This window comes from Undibacterium sp., assembly GCF_030683615.1.
Taxonomy (GTDB): Bacteria; Pseudomonadota; Gammaproteobacteria; order Burkholderiales; family Burkholderiaceae_D; genus Undibacterium; species Undibacterium umbellatum.
Genome location: NZ_JAUXQE010000001.1, coordinates 41,169 through 57,837 on the forward strand (window position 1 = coordinate 41,169; position 16,669 = coordinate 57,837).

General features: G+C 50.9%; 16 protein-coding genes. 12 read left to right on the top strand and 4 right to left on the bottom strand.

All coding sequences use genetic code 11. The features are described from left to right. The gene (locus Q8K39_RS00175; RefSeq protein ID WP_305257805.1) at positions 1–3,210 is read left to right on the top strand and encodes an efflux RND transporter permease subunit; all 3,210 of its coding nucleotides are present in this window, start codon (positions 1–3) and stop codon (positions 3,208–3,210) included. Beyond that, on the top strand, positions 3,207–3,416 hold the full coding sequence (locus Q8K39_RS00180; protein ID WP_305257806.1) for a DUF2892 domain-containing protein: 210 nt from the start codon (positions 3,207–3,209) through the stop codon (positions 3,414–3,416). The genes Q8K39_RS00175 and Q8K39_RS00180 overlap by 4 nt, the downstream gene beginning before the upstream one ends. A gap of 12 nt (positions 3,417–3,428) precedes the next feature. Here Q8K39_RS00180 and Q8K39_RS00185 read toward each other — a convergent pair whose 3' ends face one another. After that, positions 3,429–3,737 (bottom strand): hypothetical protein, encoded by a 309-nt coding sequence (locus tag Q8K39_RS00185; protein WP_305257807.1) that lies wholly within the window; start codon positions 3,735–3,737, stop codon positions 3,429–3,431. Positions 3,738–3,865: 128 nt separating this feature from the next. Further along, positions 3,866–4,576: a queuosine precursor transporter gene (locus tag Q8K39_RS00190; protein WP_186956702.1), complete on the bottom strand. Its 711-nt coding sequence runs from the start codon at positions 4,574–4,576 to the stop codon at positions 3,866–3,868. A 174-nt stretch (positions 4,577–4,750) separates the two neighbouring features. Between Q8K39_RS00190 and Q8K39_RS00195 the strand changes: the two genes are divergently transcribed. The 8 genes from Q8K39_RS00195 to Q8K39_RS00230 all read left to right on the top strand — a co-directional run bounded on the left by Q8K39_RS00195 (position 4,751) and on the right by Q8K39_RS00230 (position 12,312). Continuing rightward, positions 4,751–6,043 carry an HD-GYP domain-containing protein gene (locus Q8K39_RS00195; RefSeq protein ID WP_305257808.1) on the top strand — a complete coding sequence of 431 codons (1,293 nt, stop codon included), beginning with the start codon at positions 4,751–4,753 and terminating at the stop codon, positions 6,041–6,043. Positions 6,044–6,094: 51 nt separating this feature from the next. Then, the gene (gene mdcA, locus Q8K39_RS00200) at positions 6,095–7,759 is read left to right on the top strand and encodes a malonate decarboxylase subunit alpha (protein WP_305257809.1); all 1,665 of its coding nucleotides are present in this window, start codon (positions 6,095–6,097) and stop codon (positions 7,757–7,759) included. Positions 7,760–7,770: 11 nt separating this feature from the next. Beyond that, positions 7,771–8,085, top strand: a complete 315-nt coding sequence (mdcC, locus tag Q8K39_RS00205; RefSeq protein ID WP_305257810.1) for a malonate decarboxylase acyl carrier protein — start codon at positions 7,771–7,773, stop codon at positions 8,083–8,085. Then, positions 8,082–8,981 (top strand): biotin-independent malonate decarboxylase subunit beta, encoded by a 900-nt coding sequence (locus tag Q8K39_RS00210; protein WP_305257811.1) that lies wholly within the window; start codon positions 8,082–8,084, stop codon positions 8,979–8,981. Before mdcC ends, Q8K39_RS00210 begins: the two co-directional genes overlap by 4 nt. After that, positions 8,974–9,696: a biotin-independent malonate decarboxylase subunit gamma gene (gene mdcE, locus Q8K39_RS00215; protein ID WP_305257812.1), complete on the top strand. Its 723-nt coding sequence runs from the start codon at positions 8,974–8,976 to the stop codon at positions 9,694–9,696. Before Q8K39_RS00210 ends, mdcE begins: the two co-directional genes overlap by 8 nt. Positions 9,697–9,711: 15 nt before the next feature. Then, positions 9,712–10,389, top strand: coding sequence for a malonate decarboxylase holo-[acyl-carrier-protein] synthase (mdcG, locus tag Q8K39_RS00220; RefSeq protein ID WP_305257813.1), 678 nt, complete (start codon positions 9,712–9,714; stop codon positions 10,387–10,389). 95 nt (positions 10,390–10,484) lie between these two features. Next, complete coding sequence (gene mdcB, locus Q8K39_RS00225) at positions 10,485–11,384, top strand: triphosphoribosyl-dephospho-CoA synthase MdcB (RefSeq protein WP_305257814.1); 900 nt, start codon at positions 10,485–10,487, stop codon at positions 11,382–11,384. Further along, positions 11,377–12,312 carry an ACP S-malonyltransferase gene (locus Q8K39_RS00230; RefSeq protein ID WP_186956687.1) on the top strand — a complete coding sequence of 312 codons (936 nt, stop codon included), beginning with the start codon at positions 11,377–11,379 and terminating at the stop codon, positions 12,310–12,312. Before mdcB ends, Q8K39_RS00230 begins: the two co-directional genes overlap by 8 nt. 95 nt (positions 12,313–12,407) lie before the next feature. Here the strand turns inward: Q8K39_RS00230 and infA are convergent, their stop codons facing one another. Continuing rightward, a complete protein-coding gene (gene infA, locus Q8K39_RS00235; protein WP_110258049.1) occupies positions 12,408–12,671 on the bottom strand; it encodes a translation initiation factor IF-1 in 264 nt (87 codons plus the stop codon). Positions 12,672–13,257: 586 nt separating this feature from the next. On the opposite strand from infA, the gene Q8K39_RS00240 reads away from it, so the two are divergent. Continuing rightward, on the top strand, positions 13,258–13,899 hold the full coding sequence (locus Q8K39_RS00240) for a c-type cytochrome (RefSeq protein ID WP_305257815.1): 642 nt from the start codon (positions 13,258–13,260) through the stop codon (positions 13,897–13,899). An 11-nt stretch (positions 13,900–13,910) separates the two neighbouring features. Here the strand turns inward: Q8K39_RS00240 and Q8K39_RS00245 are convergent, their stop codons facing one another. Further along, positions 13,911–14,807, bottom strand: a complete 897-nt coding sequence (locus tag Q8K39_RS00245; protein WP_305257816.1) for an alpha/beta hydrolase — start codon at positions 14,805–14,807, stop codon at positions 13,911–13,913. A gap of 333 nt (positions 14,808–15,140) precedes the next feature. On the opposite strand from Q8K39_RS00245, the gene Q8K39_RS00250 reads away from it, so the two are divergent. Then, positions 15,141–16,669, top strand: a 1,529-nt coding sequence (locus Q8K39_RS00250; RefSeq protein WP_305257817.1) for a tetratricopeptide repeat protein, incomplete at its 3' end; no start/stop codon positions are given.

A 16,669-nucleotide genomic window follows, 5' to 3' on the forward strand; every position in this document is an offset into this window, starting at 1 on the left:
ATGTCTACACAATTGGGATACTCTGGCCGCATCGCACAATATTTTCAAACGGCACAAATAACGCCCTTGCTGGCCCTGGTGGCATTTTTACTTGGCGTGTTTGCCGTCATCGTTACACCACGCGAAGAAGAGCCACAAATCAATGTGACGATGGCGAATGTATTGATTCCTTTTCCCGGTGCCTCAGTCAAACAGGTAGAACAGCAAGTCGCGATACCGGCTGAGCAAGTCTTGGGGCAAATCGCCAATGTCGAGCACGTGATGTCGGTGTCGCGGCCAGGCATTGCCATCATGACGGTGCAATTTGAAGTTGGCGTGCCACGCACGGAAGCACTGGTGCGTTTGTATGATGTTGTTCACAGCAATCGTGACTGGCTGCCCGCCAAGCTGGGCACACTGGAAGCCATCGTCAAACCCAAAGGCATTGATGACGTACCGATAGTCGCGCTGGCATTGTGGAGCAAGAATCCGCAGACCGCAGCCTATGATCTCGAACGCGTGGCCCACAGCATGGAAGCCGAACTTAAACGGGTAAAAGGTACGCGCGAAATCAGTACCACAGGTGGCCCAGGACGCGCTATCAATATTGAACTTGATCCTGCAAAGCTCGCGGCGAATGGCTTGACCGTCACCGATTTGCAAAACAGTCTGCAAGCCGTCAATCTGGGTTTGCCAGTTGGTGAGTTGACCCGTGCCAATCGCAGCATCGCCATTGATGCCGGGCCATTTTTGCAGGATGCAGGTGCTGTGTCTGAAGTGGTGGTTGGTGTCAAGGCAGGCAAGCCCATTTTCATGAGTGATGTTGCCAAAGTAGTCGATGGGGCATTACCAGCCAGCAGTTACGTCTGGCATGGTCAGACAGGTAAGGATGCCGCTGAATATCCAGCCGTCACCATCGCCATCAGTAAGCAGCCAGGACAAAATGCAGTCGCTGTTGCGGATGCCATCCAACAGCGTGTAGCTGAGTTGCGCAATACCTTGATACCCGAGGGCGTTGAAGTCAGCATGACACGCAACTATGGCCAGACTGCCGACGATAAGGCAAAGAAACTTATACAGAAATTATTGTTTGCCACCGCATCCGTAGTGGCACTCGTCTTCATTGCACTGGGGCGGCGCGAAGCAGCGATCGTCGGTACGGCCGTGATACTGACCTTGACCGTAACCCTGTTTGCATCCTGGGCCTGGGGCTTTACCCTGAACCGGGTATCGCTATTCGCCCTGATTTTTTCCATCGGTATCCTGGTCGATGATGCCATCGTCGTCGTCGAAAACATACACCGGCATCAGGCACTCTTCCCGCATAAATCACTGGCAGAAATCATACCCGCTGCGGTCGATGAAGTCGGTGGCCCCACTATCCTGGCGACATTGACCGTGATCGCGGCCCTGTTGCCCATGGCCTTTGTCAGTGGCCTCATGGGGCCGTATATGAGCCCCATTCCCATCAATGCCAGCATGGGTATGCTGTTGTCGCTGGCAATTGCCTTCATCGTCACGCCCTGGCTGGCGCGCATCTGGATGAAGCATGGTGGTGGTGTGCATGAGAGCAAATTGCAGAAAAAACTGGGCAGTATATTTACCAGGATTTTTCGTCCCTTCCTTGATGATCGCAAGGGCCGCAAGAATGGCTGGAAGCTGACACTGGCGATATTTGCGCTGATCGCCATGTCGGTACTTTTACCTGTGCTGGGTTGGGTGCAATTGAAGATGCTGCCGTTTGATAACAAGTCAGAATTCCAGGTGGTCGTCGATATGCCTGCTGGTACTCCGGTGGAGAAAACCGCGGCAGTATTGCGCGAGCTGGGTGCCTATCTATCCAGGGTGCCGGAAGTGGCGGATTACCAGGCATATGCAGGCACGGCCGCACCTATCAATTTCAATGGCCTGGTACGTCAGTATTATTTGCGTTCTGGTGGTGATGTCGGTGACCTGCAAGTCAATCTGGTGGACAAGCAGCATCGCAGCGAACAAAGCCATGCCATCGCCAGCCGCTTGCGGCCAGCCTTGCAGGAAATCGGCAAGCGCTATGCTGCCAATGTCAAAGTGGTGGAAGTGCCGCCCGGCCCGCCAGTGATGGCAGCCATCGTGGCTGAAATTTATGGGCCAACCGATGATGGCAGGCAGCAAGTCGCCAAAGCCGTTCGTGCGGTGTTCAACAAGGCTGCGGGTGTGGTGGATATTGATGACAGCAGTATAGTCAATGCTCCTCGCAAAGTCTTGCTGATAGACCAGCGCAAGGCAGCAGCACTGGGCGTCAGCCAGTCCACCATAGTGACGACGCTACGTGCCGGTTTGCATGGCGACACGGCTAGCTATCTGCATGATGAAAGCAAATTTGCGACGGCCATACAATTGCAATTGCCGGTAACTGAACAAGGCAATCTGGATAGCTTGCTGAGCCTGAGTGTCAGGTCAGCCCAGGGCCGACTGGTGCCTGTGCGTGAGCTGGTCAACATCTCTGACACACTGCGCGAACAACCTGTGTTTCACAAGGATGGTCTGGCAGTCAATTATGTCGTTGCTGACATGGCGGGTGCGATAGACAGCCCGCTCTACGGCATGTTCGCCATGCGTAGTGAGATTGCAAAAATCATCGCACCTGATGGCGGCAAGCTGAATGAATTTTTCATTCATACACCGTCTGATCCGTATCGCGGTTTCAGCCTGAAATGGGATGGCGAATGGAAGATTACCTATGAAACTTTCCGCGACATGGGTGCTGCCTATGGCGTGGGCCTGATTCTGATTTATCTGCTGGTGGTGGCGCAATTTGGTTCTTACCTGACACCCTTGATCATCATGGCACCGATACCTCTGACCATCATCGGTGTCATGCCTGGCCATGCCTTGTTAGGCGCGCAATATACTGCCACCAGCATGATAGGCATGATCGCACTGGCAGGTATCATCGTCAGGAACTCGATCTTGCTGGTGGACTTTATCCATGTGCAGGTAGCTGCGGGCATGGTGTTCAAGGATGCGATAGTCAGCTCGGCTATCACACGCGCACAGCCGATTGCCTTGACCGGTTTTGCTGCCATGCTGGGTGCCTTCTTCATTCTCGATGACCCCATTTTCAATGGACTGGCGATCTCGCTGATCTTCGGTATTTTTGTCTCCACCGTGCTTACCCTGGTGGTGATACCACTGCTGTATTACAGCGCATATAAAAGCCACCCTGATTTTCAACAAGGAGTTTCATCATGACTAGCTGGCAAATCGTACGAATCGTTGCAGGTTGCTTTATCCTGTTAAGTCTGGCGCTGGGGATCCCAGGCAGCCCGCTGTTTCTTAATCAGTGGTGGCTGGCCTTTACTGCGTTTGTGGGGGGTAACCTGTTACAGAGTGGTTTTACCAAATGGTGCTTGATGGAAACCATGATGCGCAAGCTGGGTGCAAGAGCAGGCAACTGAAAAAGTGCGGGGCTAACCCTCGATCGAAAAATGGATGCGCGAGTTTGGTGACGCCAGTTTGTCGCTTAATCGACGTCCCGGGTCTTTGCGCCTGCCTTGCAATTTACGGGTATTGAGCAAAATGGCTTGCTGTTTTTCGCGGCGGTCAGCACTGTGCCGCTTGTCTGATTGACGGCGTTCAACTTCTGGCCAGGTCAGTTCTTCGCTGACGGACTTGCCATCCTGTGCTTGAGCATGAGCGGCAGGGCGGCGATACTGGCTGGTAGCATGCGGCGTTTCGGCGGCTTGCTCAAAGATGCGGAATACTTTTAAGGGAAACATGGCATAAGTGCTGGAAATAAGGCTGTTCGCACTTAGAACGACCAGATTGCCTGAAACTTTAGCTGGCAATCTTGCCGGCTTTTACTAAATACACAATTAAATTTCTCATGTGAAATGTTTGTGACTATTCAGACCCTTAGCTGAAAAGGTGTAAAATTAGTATCTTTGTCATAGTAGTCTTCGTTCTCTTTGCGTTTCAGAAAAGCTACTACTTTATAGGTAACTGGTGTCATCACGATTTCCCAACTGGTCTTCAAAATATATTGAGCGACCATGACGGTGATTAACTGGCTGTCTGACCAGACTCCATAAAAAGCAATCACATAAAACAGGCTGGAATCAACAAATTCACCGCAAATGGTTGAACCTATGGTGCGCATCCACAGACGTTTGCCCTGCATCGCCACTTTCATCTTGGCCAGTACATAGCTATTAACAAAGCTGCCACACCAAAATGCAGTGACCGAACCCAGTATGATTCTCGGGGTATTGCCAAACACCGCATTCAGGTGCGTCTGGTATTCAGTATTAAATGGGTCGGCTGCCGGTGTCAGAGCAAGTACGACGATGGACATGAGCGCTGCAAACAACACCGCACCAAAGCCTGCCCAGATCACGCGGCGGTCACGGCCATAGCCATAAACTTCGGTCAGGATATCGCCAAAAATATAAGACACAGGAAAAAACAGCACCCCAGCACCAAAAGTAACTGTCCCCAACAAAGGCAGCGTTACCTGCGCAGCCTTGGCAGCCCCGATCAGGTTAGAGCACAACAAGACGGTGACGAAGGCTGCCATGACAAAGTCGTAATACTTGTAACTGGCAAGTGGGCGTGTCATGTGATTTATCCTGGAATGTCGTTGTATTGTTGTTATGCCGAAAGCAAGATGTGCGTGTCAGTCATATTCAGGCAGCCCGCGCAAACTTGTCAACATTGACCAGGGCTTTTGTTGGAAAATGGACAAAATCAGCAATTTGCTACAATGAGCTCAATTCCGCTTTAAAGTGATTACATGTGCGCAGCCCCCATTACCGTTGATGTTCCAGTTGAACAATTATGCATAGGTTTATATGTGCATCTGGATATTTCTTGGCTGGAACATTCCTTTGCCCTCAATAGTTTCAAGATCAAGAACCAGGAAGAGATTAATGCCATAAGGCAATTGGGATTGAAAACCATCAGGGTCAGCCCGGCCAAATCCGATAACCGTCCATTGCCGCCGCAACCAAAAACTGCAGGCGCCGTGGAACCTGAACCTGTCATTCAGCACAGTCCCGAAGAACTGGCCCTGATCGCAGAGAAAAAAGCGCGCATTGATCGTCTGGTCAAGGAACGTGATGCCATAGCCCAATGTGAAAAGCAATTGCTCAAGGCTGCCAATACGCTCAAGAATATTACCAAGAATTTATTTTCGCGCCCGCAAGAATCTGTGCGCGAAGCAGAGCAACTGGTGCAGCAAATGCTGGATTCCTTGCTGGTCGATAAAGACATCGCCATTCATCTCATGAACGACAAGATCGTCGGGGAAGAAGCTTATTATCATTCGCTGAATGTCGCTGTACTGACCATGATGCTGGCAAAAGAATTATCTTTCCCAGCAGAAGACATCAGGCAACTGGGCATGGGCTGTATGTTCCACGACATAGGCAAGGTAGAAATTCCTGATCGCATCGTCAACAAGACCTTTGCACTAACCAAGGCTGAGCAAAATCTCATGCAGATGCATAGCCACTATGGCCAGCAGATAGCAGAAAAATTGAACTTGCCCAAGGGCGTGACTGAGATCATCGCCCAACATCACGAAATGGCAGATGGCAGTGGTTACCCACAACAGCTGAAAGCGGAGCGTATTTCGCCGCTGGCACGCGTAGTCGCCATTACCAATACCTATGACAATTTGTGCAATCGCCCCAATCCTGCCGATTCACTCAGCCCCTATGAAGCCATGTCGTATATGTTTGCCCATCAGCGCAAGCAATTCGATGCACCAGCCCTGAACTTGTTCATACGCTGCATGGGCGTCTATCCGCCTGGCACTATCGTCAAACTCAGTGACGGCACCCTGGGCATGGTAGTGGGGGTCAATTCGGGCAAACCCCTGCGCCCCAGCGTATTGATTTATGACCCCAGTGTACCTAAATCCGAGGCCATTATCCTCGACCTGATACATGAACCCATACTCGACATCACCGCCAGCCTCAAGCCCGGCCAACTGACTCCCGAAGTGTACGAGTACCTGAGCCCACGCAAGCGCATGACTTATTTCTTTGATACACAAAAGGCGGATAACCAGCGCAAGCCATGACCACAATACATGGGGATGTTTGTGTGCAATGACAGATAAATGGAGAAAACAATGACCGCAGCCGGGCGCTGGAATACTCTGCAAGCGAACCGTCAGCAGCGCCTGCAAAGGGCTGCGGAAGTGCTGGGCAATGATTTGCAGGGCAAACTATTTCCACTGCAGCGCATAGGCGACTGCCTGCATGCGGTACTGGAAACAGGCGACCGGGTTTGCCTGGAAGGGAATAATCAAAAGCAGGCAGACTTTCTGGCCAAGGCACTGACCAGACTGGATGCTGCGCGTGTGCATGATTTGCACATGTTGCAATCCGTGCTGGCCTTGCCTGAACACCTGGATGTATTTGATAAAGGCATCGCCAGCAAACTGGATTTTTCTTTTAGCGGCCCGCAGGCAGCCAGGCTGGCCAAGCTGGTTTCTGCGGGCAAATTGAATATCGGTGCCATCCATACCTACCTGGAATTGTATGCGCGTTATTTTGTTGACCTGACACCACGCGTGGCCCTGGTAGCTGCACAGTCTGCTGACCGGGCAGGCAATTTATATACTGGCCCCAATACCGAAGACACGCCGACGATAGTTGAAGCCACGGCTTTCAAATCCGGTATTGTGATTGCCCAGGTCAATGAAATTGTCGATGTCTTGCCGCGTGTCGATATCCCCGCAGGCTGGGTAGATTTTGTGGTGCAGGCACCGACACCGCATTACATAGAACCCTTGTTCACCCGTGACCCGGCTTTGATATCCGAGATACAGGTCTTGATGGCGATGATGGCCATCAAGGGCATCTATGCCGAATATGAAGTCAAGCGCCTCAACCATGGCATAGGCTTTGATACCGCCGCCATAGAATTGCTCTTGCCTACCTATGCAGCATCGCTGGGTCTGAAAGGCAAGATCGCCAGCCACTGGGCATTGAACCCGCACCCGGCACTCATACCTGCAATCGAAGCAGGCTTTGTCGAATCGGTGCATTCCTTCGGTTCTGAACTGGGCATGGAAGACTATATCCGCGCCCGCCCCGATATCTTTTTTGTTGGTGCCGATGGCTCCATGCGCAGCAACCGTGCGTTATCACAAGCTGCAGGGCACTATGCCTGCGACATGTTCATAGGGTCCACCCTGCAAATTGATTTGCAGGGTAATTCATCGACAGCCACCCTGGGCCGTATCGCCGGTTTTGGTGGCGCACCGAATATGGGGGCAGATGCACGCGGCCGTCGCCATGCCAGCCCGGCATGGTTAAAGGCGGGCCGAGAAGCACGCGCAGGCAGCAATCAGATACCGCGCGGGCAAAAACTGGTGGTGCAGATGGTAGAGACTTTCCGTGAACATATGCAACCCGCCTTTGTAGAAAAACTCGATGCCTGGCAACTGGCAGAACAGGCGAATATGGCGATGCCACCAGTGATGATCTATGGTGATGACGTGACCCATATCCTGACGGAAGAAGGCATCGCCAACCTGCTCTTGTGCCGCAGCGAAGAAGAACGCGAACAAGCCATACGTGGCGTGGCTGGCTATACGCCAGTAGGGCTGGCGCGTGACAAACGCATGGTAGAAAACCTGCGCGACCGTGGCATCATCAAACGCGCAGAAGACATGGGCATAGACAAGCGCATGGCTACGCGTGATTTGCTGGCCGCAAAAAATATGAAAGACCTAGTACGCGCGTCCGGCGGTTTATATCAGCCGCCCAAGCGTTTCAGGAACTGGTAAGGATCTTCATCATGGAAACTTTGGTATACCGTTTTGAGCAAGGACAGCGTAAGCTGGGCTCTGCGGCGCAACTGGTTGGCGTGGTCAGTTCAGGCAATCTTGAAGTACTGGTACAGTCGCTGGATTTGCAATCGGCCTGCGAAATAGAAGTCAACACAGCCGCAGTCGGTTTTGGCGTGATCTGGCAAGCAGTCATGAATGACTTTAACCAGCGCTGGCAACTGGCAGATTGCCACATCGCCATCAACGACATGGGCGCTACACCCGCTGTTGTCAGTCTGCGCATGGATCAGGCGATAGTAGCCTGTCTGGAGCAAGCCAAATGAGCAGCTATCTGGAAGCAACCGCCAGGCAAAGAGTGGCCGCGCTGATCAGCGATTTCACAGAATTTCTGCCACCCGCAAAAGAATGGACCAGCCCGCATCTGCCGCAACTGAATGCACCGGTCTCGTTTGATGATGGCGTCATCATCGGTCGTGGCACTATCGATGGCAAGCAAGTCTATGTCGCTGCGCAGGAAGGCGGCTTCATGGGCGGCGCAGTCGGTGAGGTGCATGGCGCGAAGCTGGTGGGCCTGATGCGGGCTGCCGTCATCCACAAGCCGCAGGCACTGGTGCTGCTGGCAGAGTCAGGCGGTGTGCGCCTGCATGAAGCCAATGCTGGCTTGATTGCCGTGTCTGAAGTCATGCGCGCCTTGCTGGCCGTGCGTGCTGCTGGCATACCTGTCATCGTCGTCATCGGCGGCAGTAATGGCTGCTTTGGTGGCATGGGCATCGTTTCGCGCTGCGCGAATGTCATCATCATGTCAGAAGAAGCGCGCCTCGCCATGTCAGGCCCTGAAGTCATAGAGACCGCTAACGGCGTAGAAGAATTTGATTCGCGTGACCGTGCGCTGGTGTGGCGTACCACGGGCGGCAAACATCGCTACCTGCTCGGTGATTGCCAGATGCTGGTGGCAGATGATGATGCCGCATTCAAGGCAGCCATAGTGCAAGGCATGCAGGACAGCATACAAAGCGAAGTCGCCCTAAGCCTTGCAGCGCTGGAAGCAGAGCAAGAAATGCTGACAGCGCGCCTGCAAGATTTTGGCAACAAGACCGACCCCATGGATATCTGGGCCGCGATGGGTGTAGAACATCCAGAAGATATTGCCATGCTGGATACCCAGGCCTTCTTGCAACTGACAGCCAGCATCAGGCAGACGGAGCGCCAACATGGATAGTCGACAATTGCTGGCGCAATTATTTCCCCACGGCCATGAGGTCACTATCGTTGATGATTTCATCTCTGGCACTGCGATCCTGGATGGACAAGGCATCAGTGTCATTGGCACCAGCAGCCATACACCCATAGGCGTGGAGATAGCGCTGGCACAAGCCAGGGCAGTGCTGGCGACAGTGCGTGATTATCCGCAAAGGCCGATACTATTATTGGTAGATACCCAGGGCCAGCGCCTGCGTCACCGTGATGAAATGCTGGGCATTAACAGCTATATGGCGCATCTGGGTAAATGTCTGGAACTGGCCAGACAGTCTGGCCACAAGATCATCGCCCTGGTATATGATCAGGCACTATCTGGCGGCTTCGTCACCAGCGGCATGATGGCTGATGCCTGTTATGCCTTGCCAGGCGCGACCATACGCGTTATGGGCTTGCCCGCCATGGCACGCATCACCAAGGTGGCAGAAGAAAAGCTGACTGCACTGGCATTGCATAATCCCGTATTCGCGCCCGGCCCCAAAAACTATGAACGCATGGGCGGAGTGCAGGCAATATGGGATGGTGATCTCGCGCAGTGCTTGCGTGATGCCCTGTTGCAGGCCGATGCCCGCGACCAGCGCAGTGAACTTGGCCAGCAACGCGGTGGCCGCCGCAAGTCGCAGCAAGTGATAGATGCGGTGATGTTACAAGCGGCGCAAACAGCGCAAGTAGAGTAAGGCATGGAGAGTATCGTGCAATATCAAAGACATGATCTGGTCTGGCTTTCTGAAGAAGCCTGGGCGGGAATCTTGTGCACGTCCACGGCGCCCGAATTGCTCAGGCAATGGCAGCAAGAAGAATGGCCAGCCGTAGTCACACGCCGTCAGCCTGATGCTGCAGAAGATGAGGTGTGCATAGGTTTTCCACTGCCACCTGTCGCTGGCAACAAGCTGCGCTTTGCCGCCAGGGTGAAGGCAGAGCATATCGCTCTCCATCAGTCTGCCTTGTCCTTGCATACTGTCGTTGCCGTCGTTCCGCCTGCATGGCAGGCAGGTTTACAAAGCCTGCACCAGCACGCATTGATGGCGGGTATCAAACTGCGCGTGTATGGATCTGTTGCCATGCAATTTTTAACCGGGCAAGATTACCTGAACGCGACTTCAGATATCGACATCCTGTTCCGCCCTTATCAACAGGCTCAGCTACGCGCAGGCCTGGCTTTGCTGCATGAGCAGCAAACCTTGCCCATCGATGGCGAAATTGTGTTCCCCGGTGAGGCGGCAGTTGCCTGGAAAGAATGGATACAAGCTGCCCATGCAGGGCAAGACTTTAACCAGCAGCGTGTGATGGTCAAAGACATGCATGGCGTCAGCCTGCGCACCAGGCAAAGCCTGCTTGATCTTTTGCCGGAGGGTGAATTGCCATGCTAGTGGACCATCGCGAGCATTTGCAACGCAGCCATGATCCTCGCGCAAGCGTAAGGCACTCTGTTTTCAACTGTTACAGTCCACAAGGGATAACTGATTTGTGCCTGCCTCAGCCACGAACCGTCCCCCATCCACACCACCAAAAACAGAGAGCGCAGCAAATTGCCCGACTGGCAGTGCGCAGCCTGCATGCCGAGCTGGTCTTGTATCCCAAGCCTGGCCTGGTATCCTTGCGCGACAATGGCAGCCATGATGATATGGATGCAGCCTGCTTCATGCGCAGCCTGTTTTCATTGCGTCATTACTTCAGAGACATTGCCAATGCAGGTGCAAATGACGCTGGCTTCCATGTATTAAAACAACTAGGCATGGCAGCAGAAAAGCGCATGTTAACTGCGAGCAGAGGCATCAATACACATCGTGGTGCCATCTTTGCTGTGGGTATGTTGAGTGCTGCGGTAGGCTATTGTATTTCGCATGGGCAGGCATTGAATGCTGCAAATTTGCGGCTAGCTATAGCCTCGCAATGGGGCCTGGCACTGCTTGCACATAGCACCCCAGCAGATGCGCAAGACCTGAGTAATGGCTTGCAGGCAGCAAGACAATATGCCGCCAGTGGTGCTCGGGAAGAGGCAGCGCTGGGTTTCCCATCTGTCTTTGAACTGGCTCTGCCACGTCTTGAACAAAGTTTGCGTGAAGGCCGCAGCCTGTATCAGGCGCAGGTTGATAGTTTCTTTACGCTGATGGCACATATCAGTGACACCAATCTGTATCACCGTGGTGGTGTAGCAGGCATCACCTATGCCAGGGATGCGGCACAGCAGTTTATGAAGCAGGGCGGCACTGCTCATCAGCAATGGTTGAGCATGGCTGAAAACTGTCATCAACAATTTATCGCACGCAGCTTGTCCCCAGGCGGCGCAGCAGACCTGCTGGCAGCCACTTGCTTTGTACATTGCTGCATCAAGGAATTTTCTACAACGGGAAATCATGAATAAATTTGCCCTGCTTTGTCCAGGGCAGGGTGCACAATCTGCGCACATGTTTGCGCTGGCAAATCAGCACGGGCAAGCTGCCAGTTTCGTGCAAGAGGCGTTGAGGCAAAGCATAGAGCAACATACGCTGGCAGATGCACTTTCATCGCCTGATCTTCTGTTTGAAAATCGCTATGCCCAGCCTTTGATTATTGCAGCGACGCTGGCCAACTGGCTGGCACTGCGGGATGATATACCCACACCAGACTTGATTGCCGGATACAGCATAGGCGAGATCGCCGCACACGCTGTCAGTGGCAGCATAGAAGTGCAAGCTGCAATGCACGTCGCCACTGCCCGCGCTGCCCTGATGCAGGCATGTGTGCACATGCCGCAGCGCATGCTGGCAGTGTCTGGTGCTGTCCTTGCTGATCTCCAGCGATTCACCGTCGGTCATGATTTGCATGTCGCCATCATCAACGCTGACAACAAAGTCATTCTCGCTGGCCTGGCAAGCAAGATGAGTGCTGCAATACCAAAACTGGCCAGCCTGCCAGGACATGATATTACCTGTACAGAAGTCGCCGTACATATCGCTTCACATACACCCTTGATGCAAGCTGCTGCACCTGGCTTTGCCCAGCTGCTTGATGACACGCCAGTGTGCACAACAGATATTCCTGTACTGGCAGGCATCAATGCCGAAAAAATCAGCCAGCCTGCCAACATACGCAGCAGCTTGCTGGCACAAATGACGCAGACCATACACTGGCATGCCTGTATGGATGCATTGGCAGAAAATGGAATTCGGTGTGTATTGGAACTAGGGCCAGGTTCGGCTTTGTCGAACATGCTGCAAGTCCGGCATCCCCGGATTGCCTGTCGGTCAGTGGCAGAGTTTCGCAGCCTGGATGGTGTGCGCAACTGGGTACAGCGCCAGTTTGATAGATGAAATGCGTGCGATAGAATAAATCAGGAGTAAGAAAAAAATATGGGGCCAATGCCCCATAAATTTCACATCTGCTCTATTTGCTAAGTCAGCAATGATCAGTAACGGCGACGCTGTTGACCACCACCAGATGGCCCACGTGTTTCAATATGGCGGAAAGTAATTCTGCCCTTGCTCAAATCATAAGGCGACAACTCCAGCGTCACCTTGTCACCGGCGAGTATGCGTATATGATGCTGACGCATTTTGCCGGACGTGTAAGCGATCAGTTTGTGACCGTTTTCCAGATTCACACGAAAACGTGAATCGGGCAGCACTTCTTCAACTTGACCACTCATTTCCAACAGTTCTTCTTTTGCCATGGTTTTTTCATCTTTATAGTAGGGCGTGACACTGTACACAGACTGCGCCACTGATGGCAGACGATCACATAATCATCTGCAAGGGATTACGGTGAACTCACTGTTGATCGCCTGATACGGTAAGACGAAAAGAGTGTGAGTGTTGAAAGAGGCTGTGCACAGATGGCTTTGCCATCACATCAACACAGTGCTTGGATACCAACCAGAAGAATATGCTAAAGGCCAGTAATTAGTGCAAGGTAAAGCAAGTCTGTAGCAGCGTGTTACCAGAACGCTACTCAGCGCTAATATAAGAAACACTTCGTCAGAAATACTGCGATTTATCAGAAGATGAGAATTCTTTTGCAATAGGATTATACCCCGAATCCCCTACTTCCCTTGCGGTTTCTCGACAATTCACGAGAGAAATTGCGAAATTATCGTCGTTTTATTGATAATTTGCTCTGCAAAACCAACATCTCCGGCCATTGATGTAAATCAATTTCACATGCATTTGTCTTTTCTTACACAAACAGACTTATAGAATATTTGCATTGCGCTCGCCTGTTCAGGCACCGCCCGCGCTGACCTTATGTCCCCGGAGGCAATGATGGTGTTACCCACCCGTTTTGGCATGTACCTGGTTCTTGTGGCCTCCCTGCTTGGCATGGCATCCCAGAGCCAGGCCCAGGTTTCGCCTTTGGACGGACGTATGAAAAAGGTGTTGGCAGATAATGCCGCTACCAGTGCCTCCATCACCGCCGCCAAGAAAGTCACTTTCTTCTGTGATGTCTGTCATGGCGTCAATGGCAGCAGCGTCAAGGGCGATGTGCCGAATCTGGCTGGGCAAAACTCCAGTTACTTGCTGACGCAAATAGATAAATTTTCCCGCGGCCAGCGGCAAGAAAAATTCATGGAAGGCTTGATGAAGCTGTTGACAGAAGAAGAGCGCATCAATGTCGCGCTCTTTTATGCCAGCAAAACAGTAGAACCGGCAGGCAAGGAAACATCACTGACAGGGCAGGCACTATACACCGCCCGTTGTGCCGTATGCCATGCCGGGCATGCTCAAGGTAATGAGAGCACACCCAGACTGGCAGGCCAGCAAATTGACTACCTGAAAACAAGCATCAAACGTTATCGCGACCGGACAGGCGAACGTATCTACGAACCCATGAGCGCCAGTACCGCAGGTTTGAAAGAGGCAGAAATACAGGCGCTCGCCATGTATCTGGCGAATCTGAAATAAAGCTTAGTTCCCTATAAACTGACTTGCTGTATGTATTCGCAATACGCTTTTTGGACATCTTCACGTCTCAGCAAGCCGCTGTGTCCGGCATCCTTGATGAACAACTGGCGTTTGGCTTTGGATGGAATCGCTTCATAGACTTTCTGCCCAAGTTCTGCCGGGGTTTGCTTATCTTTTTCTGCCGTCAGCACCAATGCCGGGCCATGGTAGTTTGACATCGCCCTGATGTTGTCCACCTGCTGCAAACTATCCTGGATATTGACGCTGACAAAAGGCTTGGCATACCAGGGCGTGGACAGCGCCACCATGTCCCTGACATTGCTGGCCGTGGTTTCCAGGATGATGCCGTCGGGCTGACGTTTTTCAGCAATAAAGCCAGTGGCAAAACTCCCCATGGAATGCCCATGCACCACCAGCTTGCCGGTGGTTTTTGCGCGCATGGCATCATAAATTTTCAAGGCATCTTCCTGCATATTGTTAATGTCAGGCACACCAGCCGTGCGGCCATAGCCACGATAATCAAAACTCACCAGATTGACATTGCAACTGCCTATGGTCTTCAACATGAAGGGCAGCGAGTCTTCTACATGCGAGAGATTGCCACCAAAATACAGCACCGTGACTTTGCTGGCATTTTGCTGGAATGCCAAACCTTCCAGTTTGGTCTGGTCGGTGGCGATGACAGTTTCATCCCTGAGCTGCACCGACGGATTGATTTTTTGTATATCGTCCTGCGTCAATTTTTGCTTGAGCTTATAGCCAGTCGCACTGTCAGGGCGTATGTATTGTTTGTCTGTGATATCGACATGCATGCAAGCCGTGATCAGTGTGCTGAAACTGATTATAAGCAGAGATGAAAATGAAGCTGCAAATAAATTTGAAAAAGCAGGTAATTGGATGACGCGCATATTTACTCCTGGCTGAACAAGTAAGGGGAATATTATCACGCGCGGCTCGGGCTATTCGTGAACAGAGGCAACAAGCGAAAACTATTGCTTTCTGTCAGGCTTATGCGAAGTACCTGGCTAAGAACGACCTGCGACGCGACCTATTCTACTCAGACTTGGATTTCAGGACATGCATTGCATCAGGTGTAAATTCAGGGGATATAACCAGCAGGGTCTTGTTGAGTTAATATGTTCGCTCAATGCGAGTTTGCATCTTTGTTCTACACAAAATTCATATGTCGTTTTCGTTATAGAAAAGACTGCCCACCATATTTTTATTGCCAGAGGATTGTAGTGCGAATCCAAAATTTCTTTATCAGCAAAAAATTTATTTTTTTGAGTTTTGTAACAGCTTTGAACTGCTGCATGGTGCCGTCAATATGTGCAGCAGAGGCAGACGCACAACTTATTCTCAAAGCACGACAGGCCTTGTCGTATGCTGATGAAGAAATTGCCCTGGAGATTCTGAAGCCCTTGGCCAATAAGGGAAATTCTGAGGCCATGATGATCATGTACAGAATATTCTCCCGATCAGGAAATCAAAAGTTGCGTAATGAAGTTCTTGCAGATGAAATACTGGAAAAAGCTTTGAATAACAAATATCCTCAAGCACTTGGAGAAAAAGCACGTCGATACATACAACCTGGTGGGGCTCATGGAAAAAAATCGGATGTTGCCAAGGCAATAGTGCTGTATGAGGAGGCGTCCAATCTTGGTCATGCGTATTCTTCCAATTCTTTGTCGAACATTTATTCAAGCAAAAACGAAATATATACTGATTATTCTAAAGCGTTCTTTTTTGCCAAAAGAGCTTTTGAGCAAAAAGAACGCTATAGTTTTCCCACACTTGCCCGGTTTTATTACGAGGGCATAGGAACAGAGCCAGATTTGGTAAAGGCCTATGGGCTGTATGTCATGTCTTGTTACGATTTTTCCAATTTTAGTTGTGATGAAGCTGAAAAGATTGCAGTGAAACTGAATATGGATCAAAAAAAGTCTGCTAAAGCGTATATAGAAGATTTGCTCAAAACGTACTCTGAATGGCAGATCGCCCGTCCTCAGGAAATTATCCCTGCCTTAACAAACGCTACACGTGCAGATCTGCTGCGCGAATACAAATTGAATAGTCCTCTTTTTTCTATTGCTCAATATGGCAACAGAGAAAAATATTCAGCTACCAACCGGAATGCGTTCACATACATGCTATTGCTTTCACAGCCGCTACCTATACCCGCAAAGCAAAGAAATGCTTCAAACAAGGACTGGAAAAATCTTGTTCAAAATTTTTTAATTCAATTGACTAATCTTGATCGAAAACGTTTGCGTGAAACAGCAAAATTTCTCGATGATTCTGAATCCTTGTTAAAGAAAATTGACAAGGAACTGTCGGATGATGAGCTCAAATACCTGGTTGCACTTTATCGCTCGGAAAATAGCAAGAAACTGTATCGTGCGTTTCAGTTGATAAAAGACATTGAAGAAGATGGTAATCAACGTGTATGGGAAAACTTGGCGACAAGTGGAAAAAACATTGACGACCTACACAAGTTCGCACAAGACTATTTTGCAGATTATCAAGGTAAAGTTTCTGAATCAAAAGAATACTTTGAACACGAATGCAATTTGAAATATTTGGAATTAAGGAACCGGGTTAGCCAGCTTCAGGAATATACCTTCAGAGGAATCTCTTCCGGTTCTATTTACTCATCTCAGTTGCATATCATGATGGCCAGACCGAGGCCAGAATTGATCAAACTTTGTGCAGAAGACAAATTGTTCGACTTTAGTCGGGTATTTGATTGGAAACCTGTAAAACACGAACA

Coding starts and splice junctions, on each gene's coding strand:
- Q8K39_RS00180 (WP_305257806.1), top strand. CDS start 3,207: ATGACTAGCTGGCAAATCGTACGAATCGTTGCAGGTTGCTTTATCCTG.
- Q8K39_RS00175 (WP_305257805.1), top strand. CDS start 1: ATGTCTACACAATTGGGATACTCTGGCCGCATCGCACAATATTTTCAA.
- mdcA (WP_305257809.1), top strand. CDS start 6,095: ATGACCGCAGCCGGGCGCTGGAATACTCTGCAAGCGAACCGTCAGCAG.
- Q8K39_RS00245 (WP_305257816.1), bottom strand. CDS start 14,807: ATGCGCGTCATCCAATTACCTGCTTTTTCAAATTTATTTGCAGCTTCA.
- mdcE (WP_305257812.1), top strand. CDS start 8,974: ATGGATAGTCGACAATTGCTGGCGCAATTATTTCCCCACGGCCATGAG.
- Q8K39_RS00190 (WP_186956702.1), bottom strand. CDS start 4,576: ATGACACGCCCACTTGCCAGTTACAAGTATTACGACTTTGTCATGGCA.
- mdcC (WP_305257810.1), top strand. CDS start 7,771: ATGGAAACTTTGGTATACCGTTTTGAGCAAGGACAGCGTAAGCTGGGC.
- Q8K39_RS00230 (WP_186956687.1), top strand. CDS start 11,377: ATGAATAAATTTGCCCTGCTTTGTCCAGGGCAGGGTGCACAATCTGCG.
- infA (WP_110258049.1), bottom strand. CDS start 12,671: ATGGCAAAAGAAGAACTGTTGGAAATGAGTGGTCAAGTTGAAGAAGTG.
- Q8K39_RS00195 (WP_305257808.1), top strand. CDS start 4,751: ATGTGCGCAGCCCCCATTACCGTTGATGTTCCAGTTGAACAATTATGC.
- Q8K39_RS00185 (WP_305257807.1), bottom strand. CDS start 3,737: ATGTTTCCCTTAAAAGTATTCCGCATCTTTGAGCAAGCCGCCGAAACG.
- Q8K39_RS00210 (WP_305257811.1), top strand. CDS start 8,082: ATGAGCAGCTATCTGGAAGCAACCGCCAGGCAAAGAGTGGCCGCGCTG.
- Q8K39_RS00240 (WP_305257815.1), top strand. CDS start 13,258: ATGATGGTGTTACCCACCCGTTTTGGCATGTACCTGGTTCTTGTGGCC.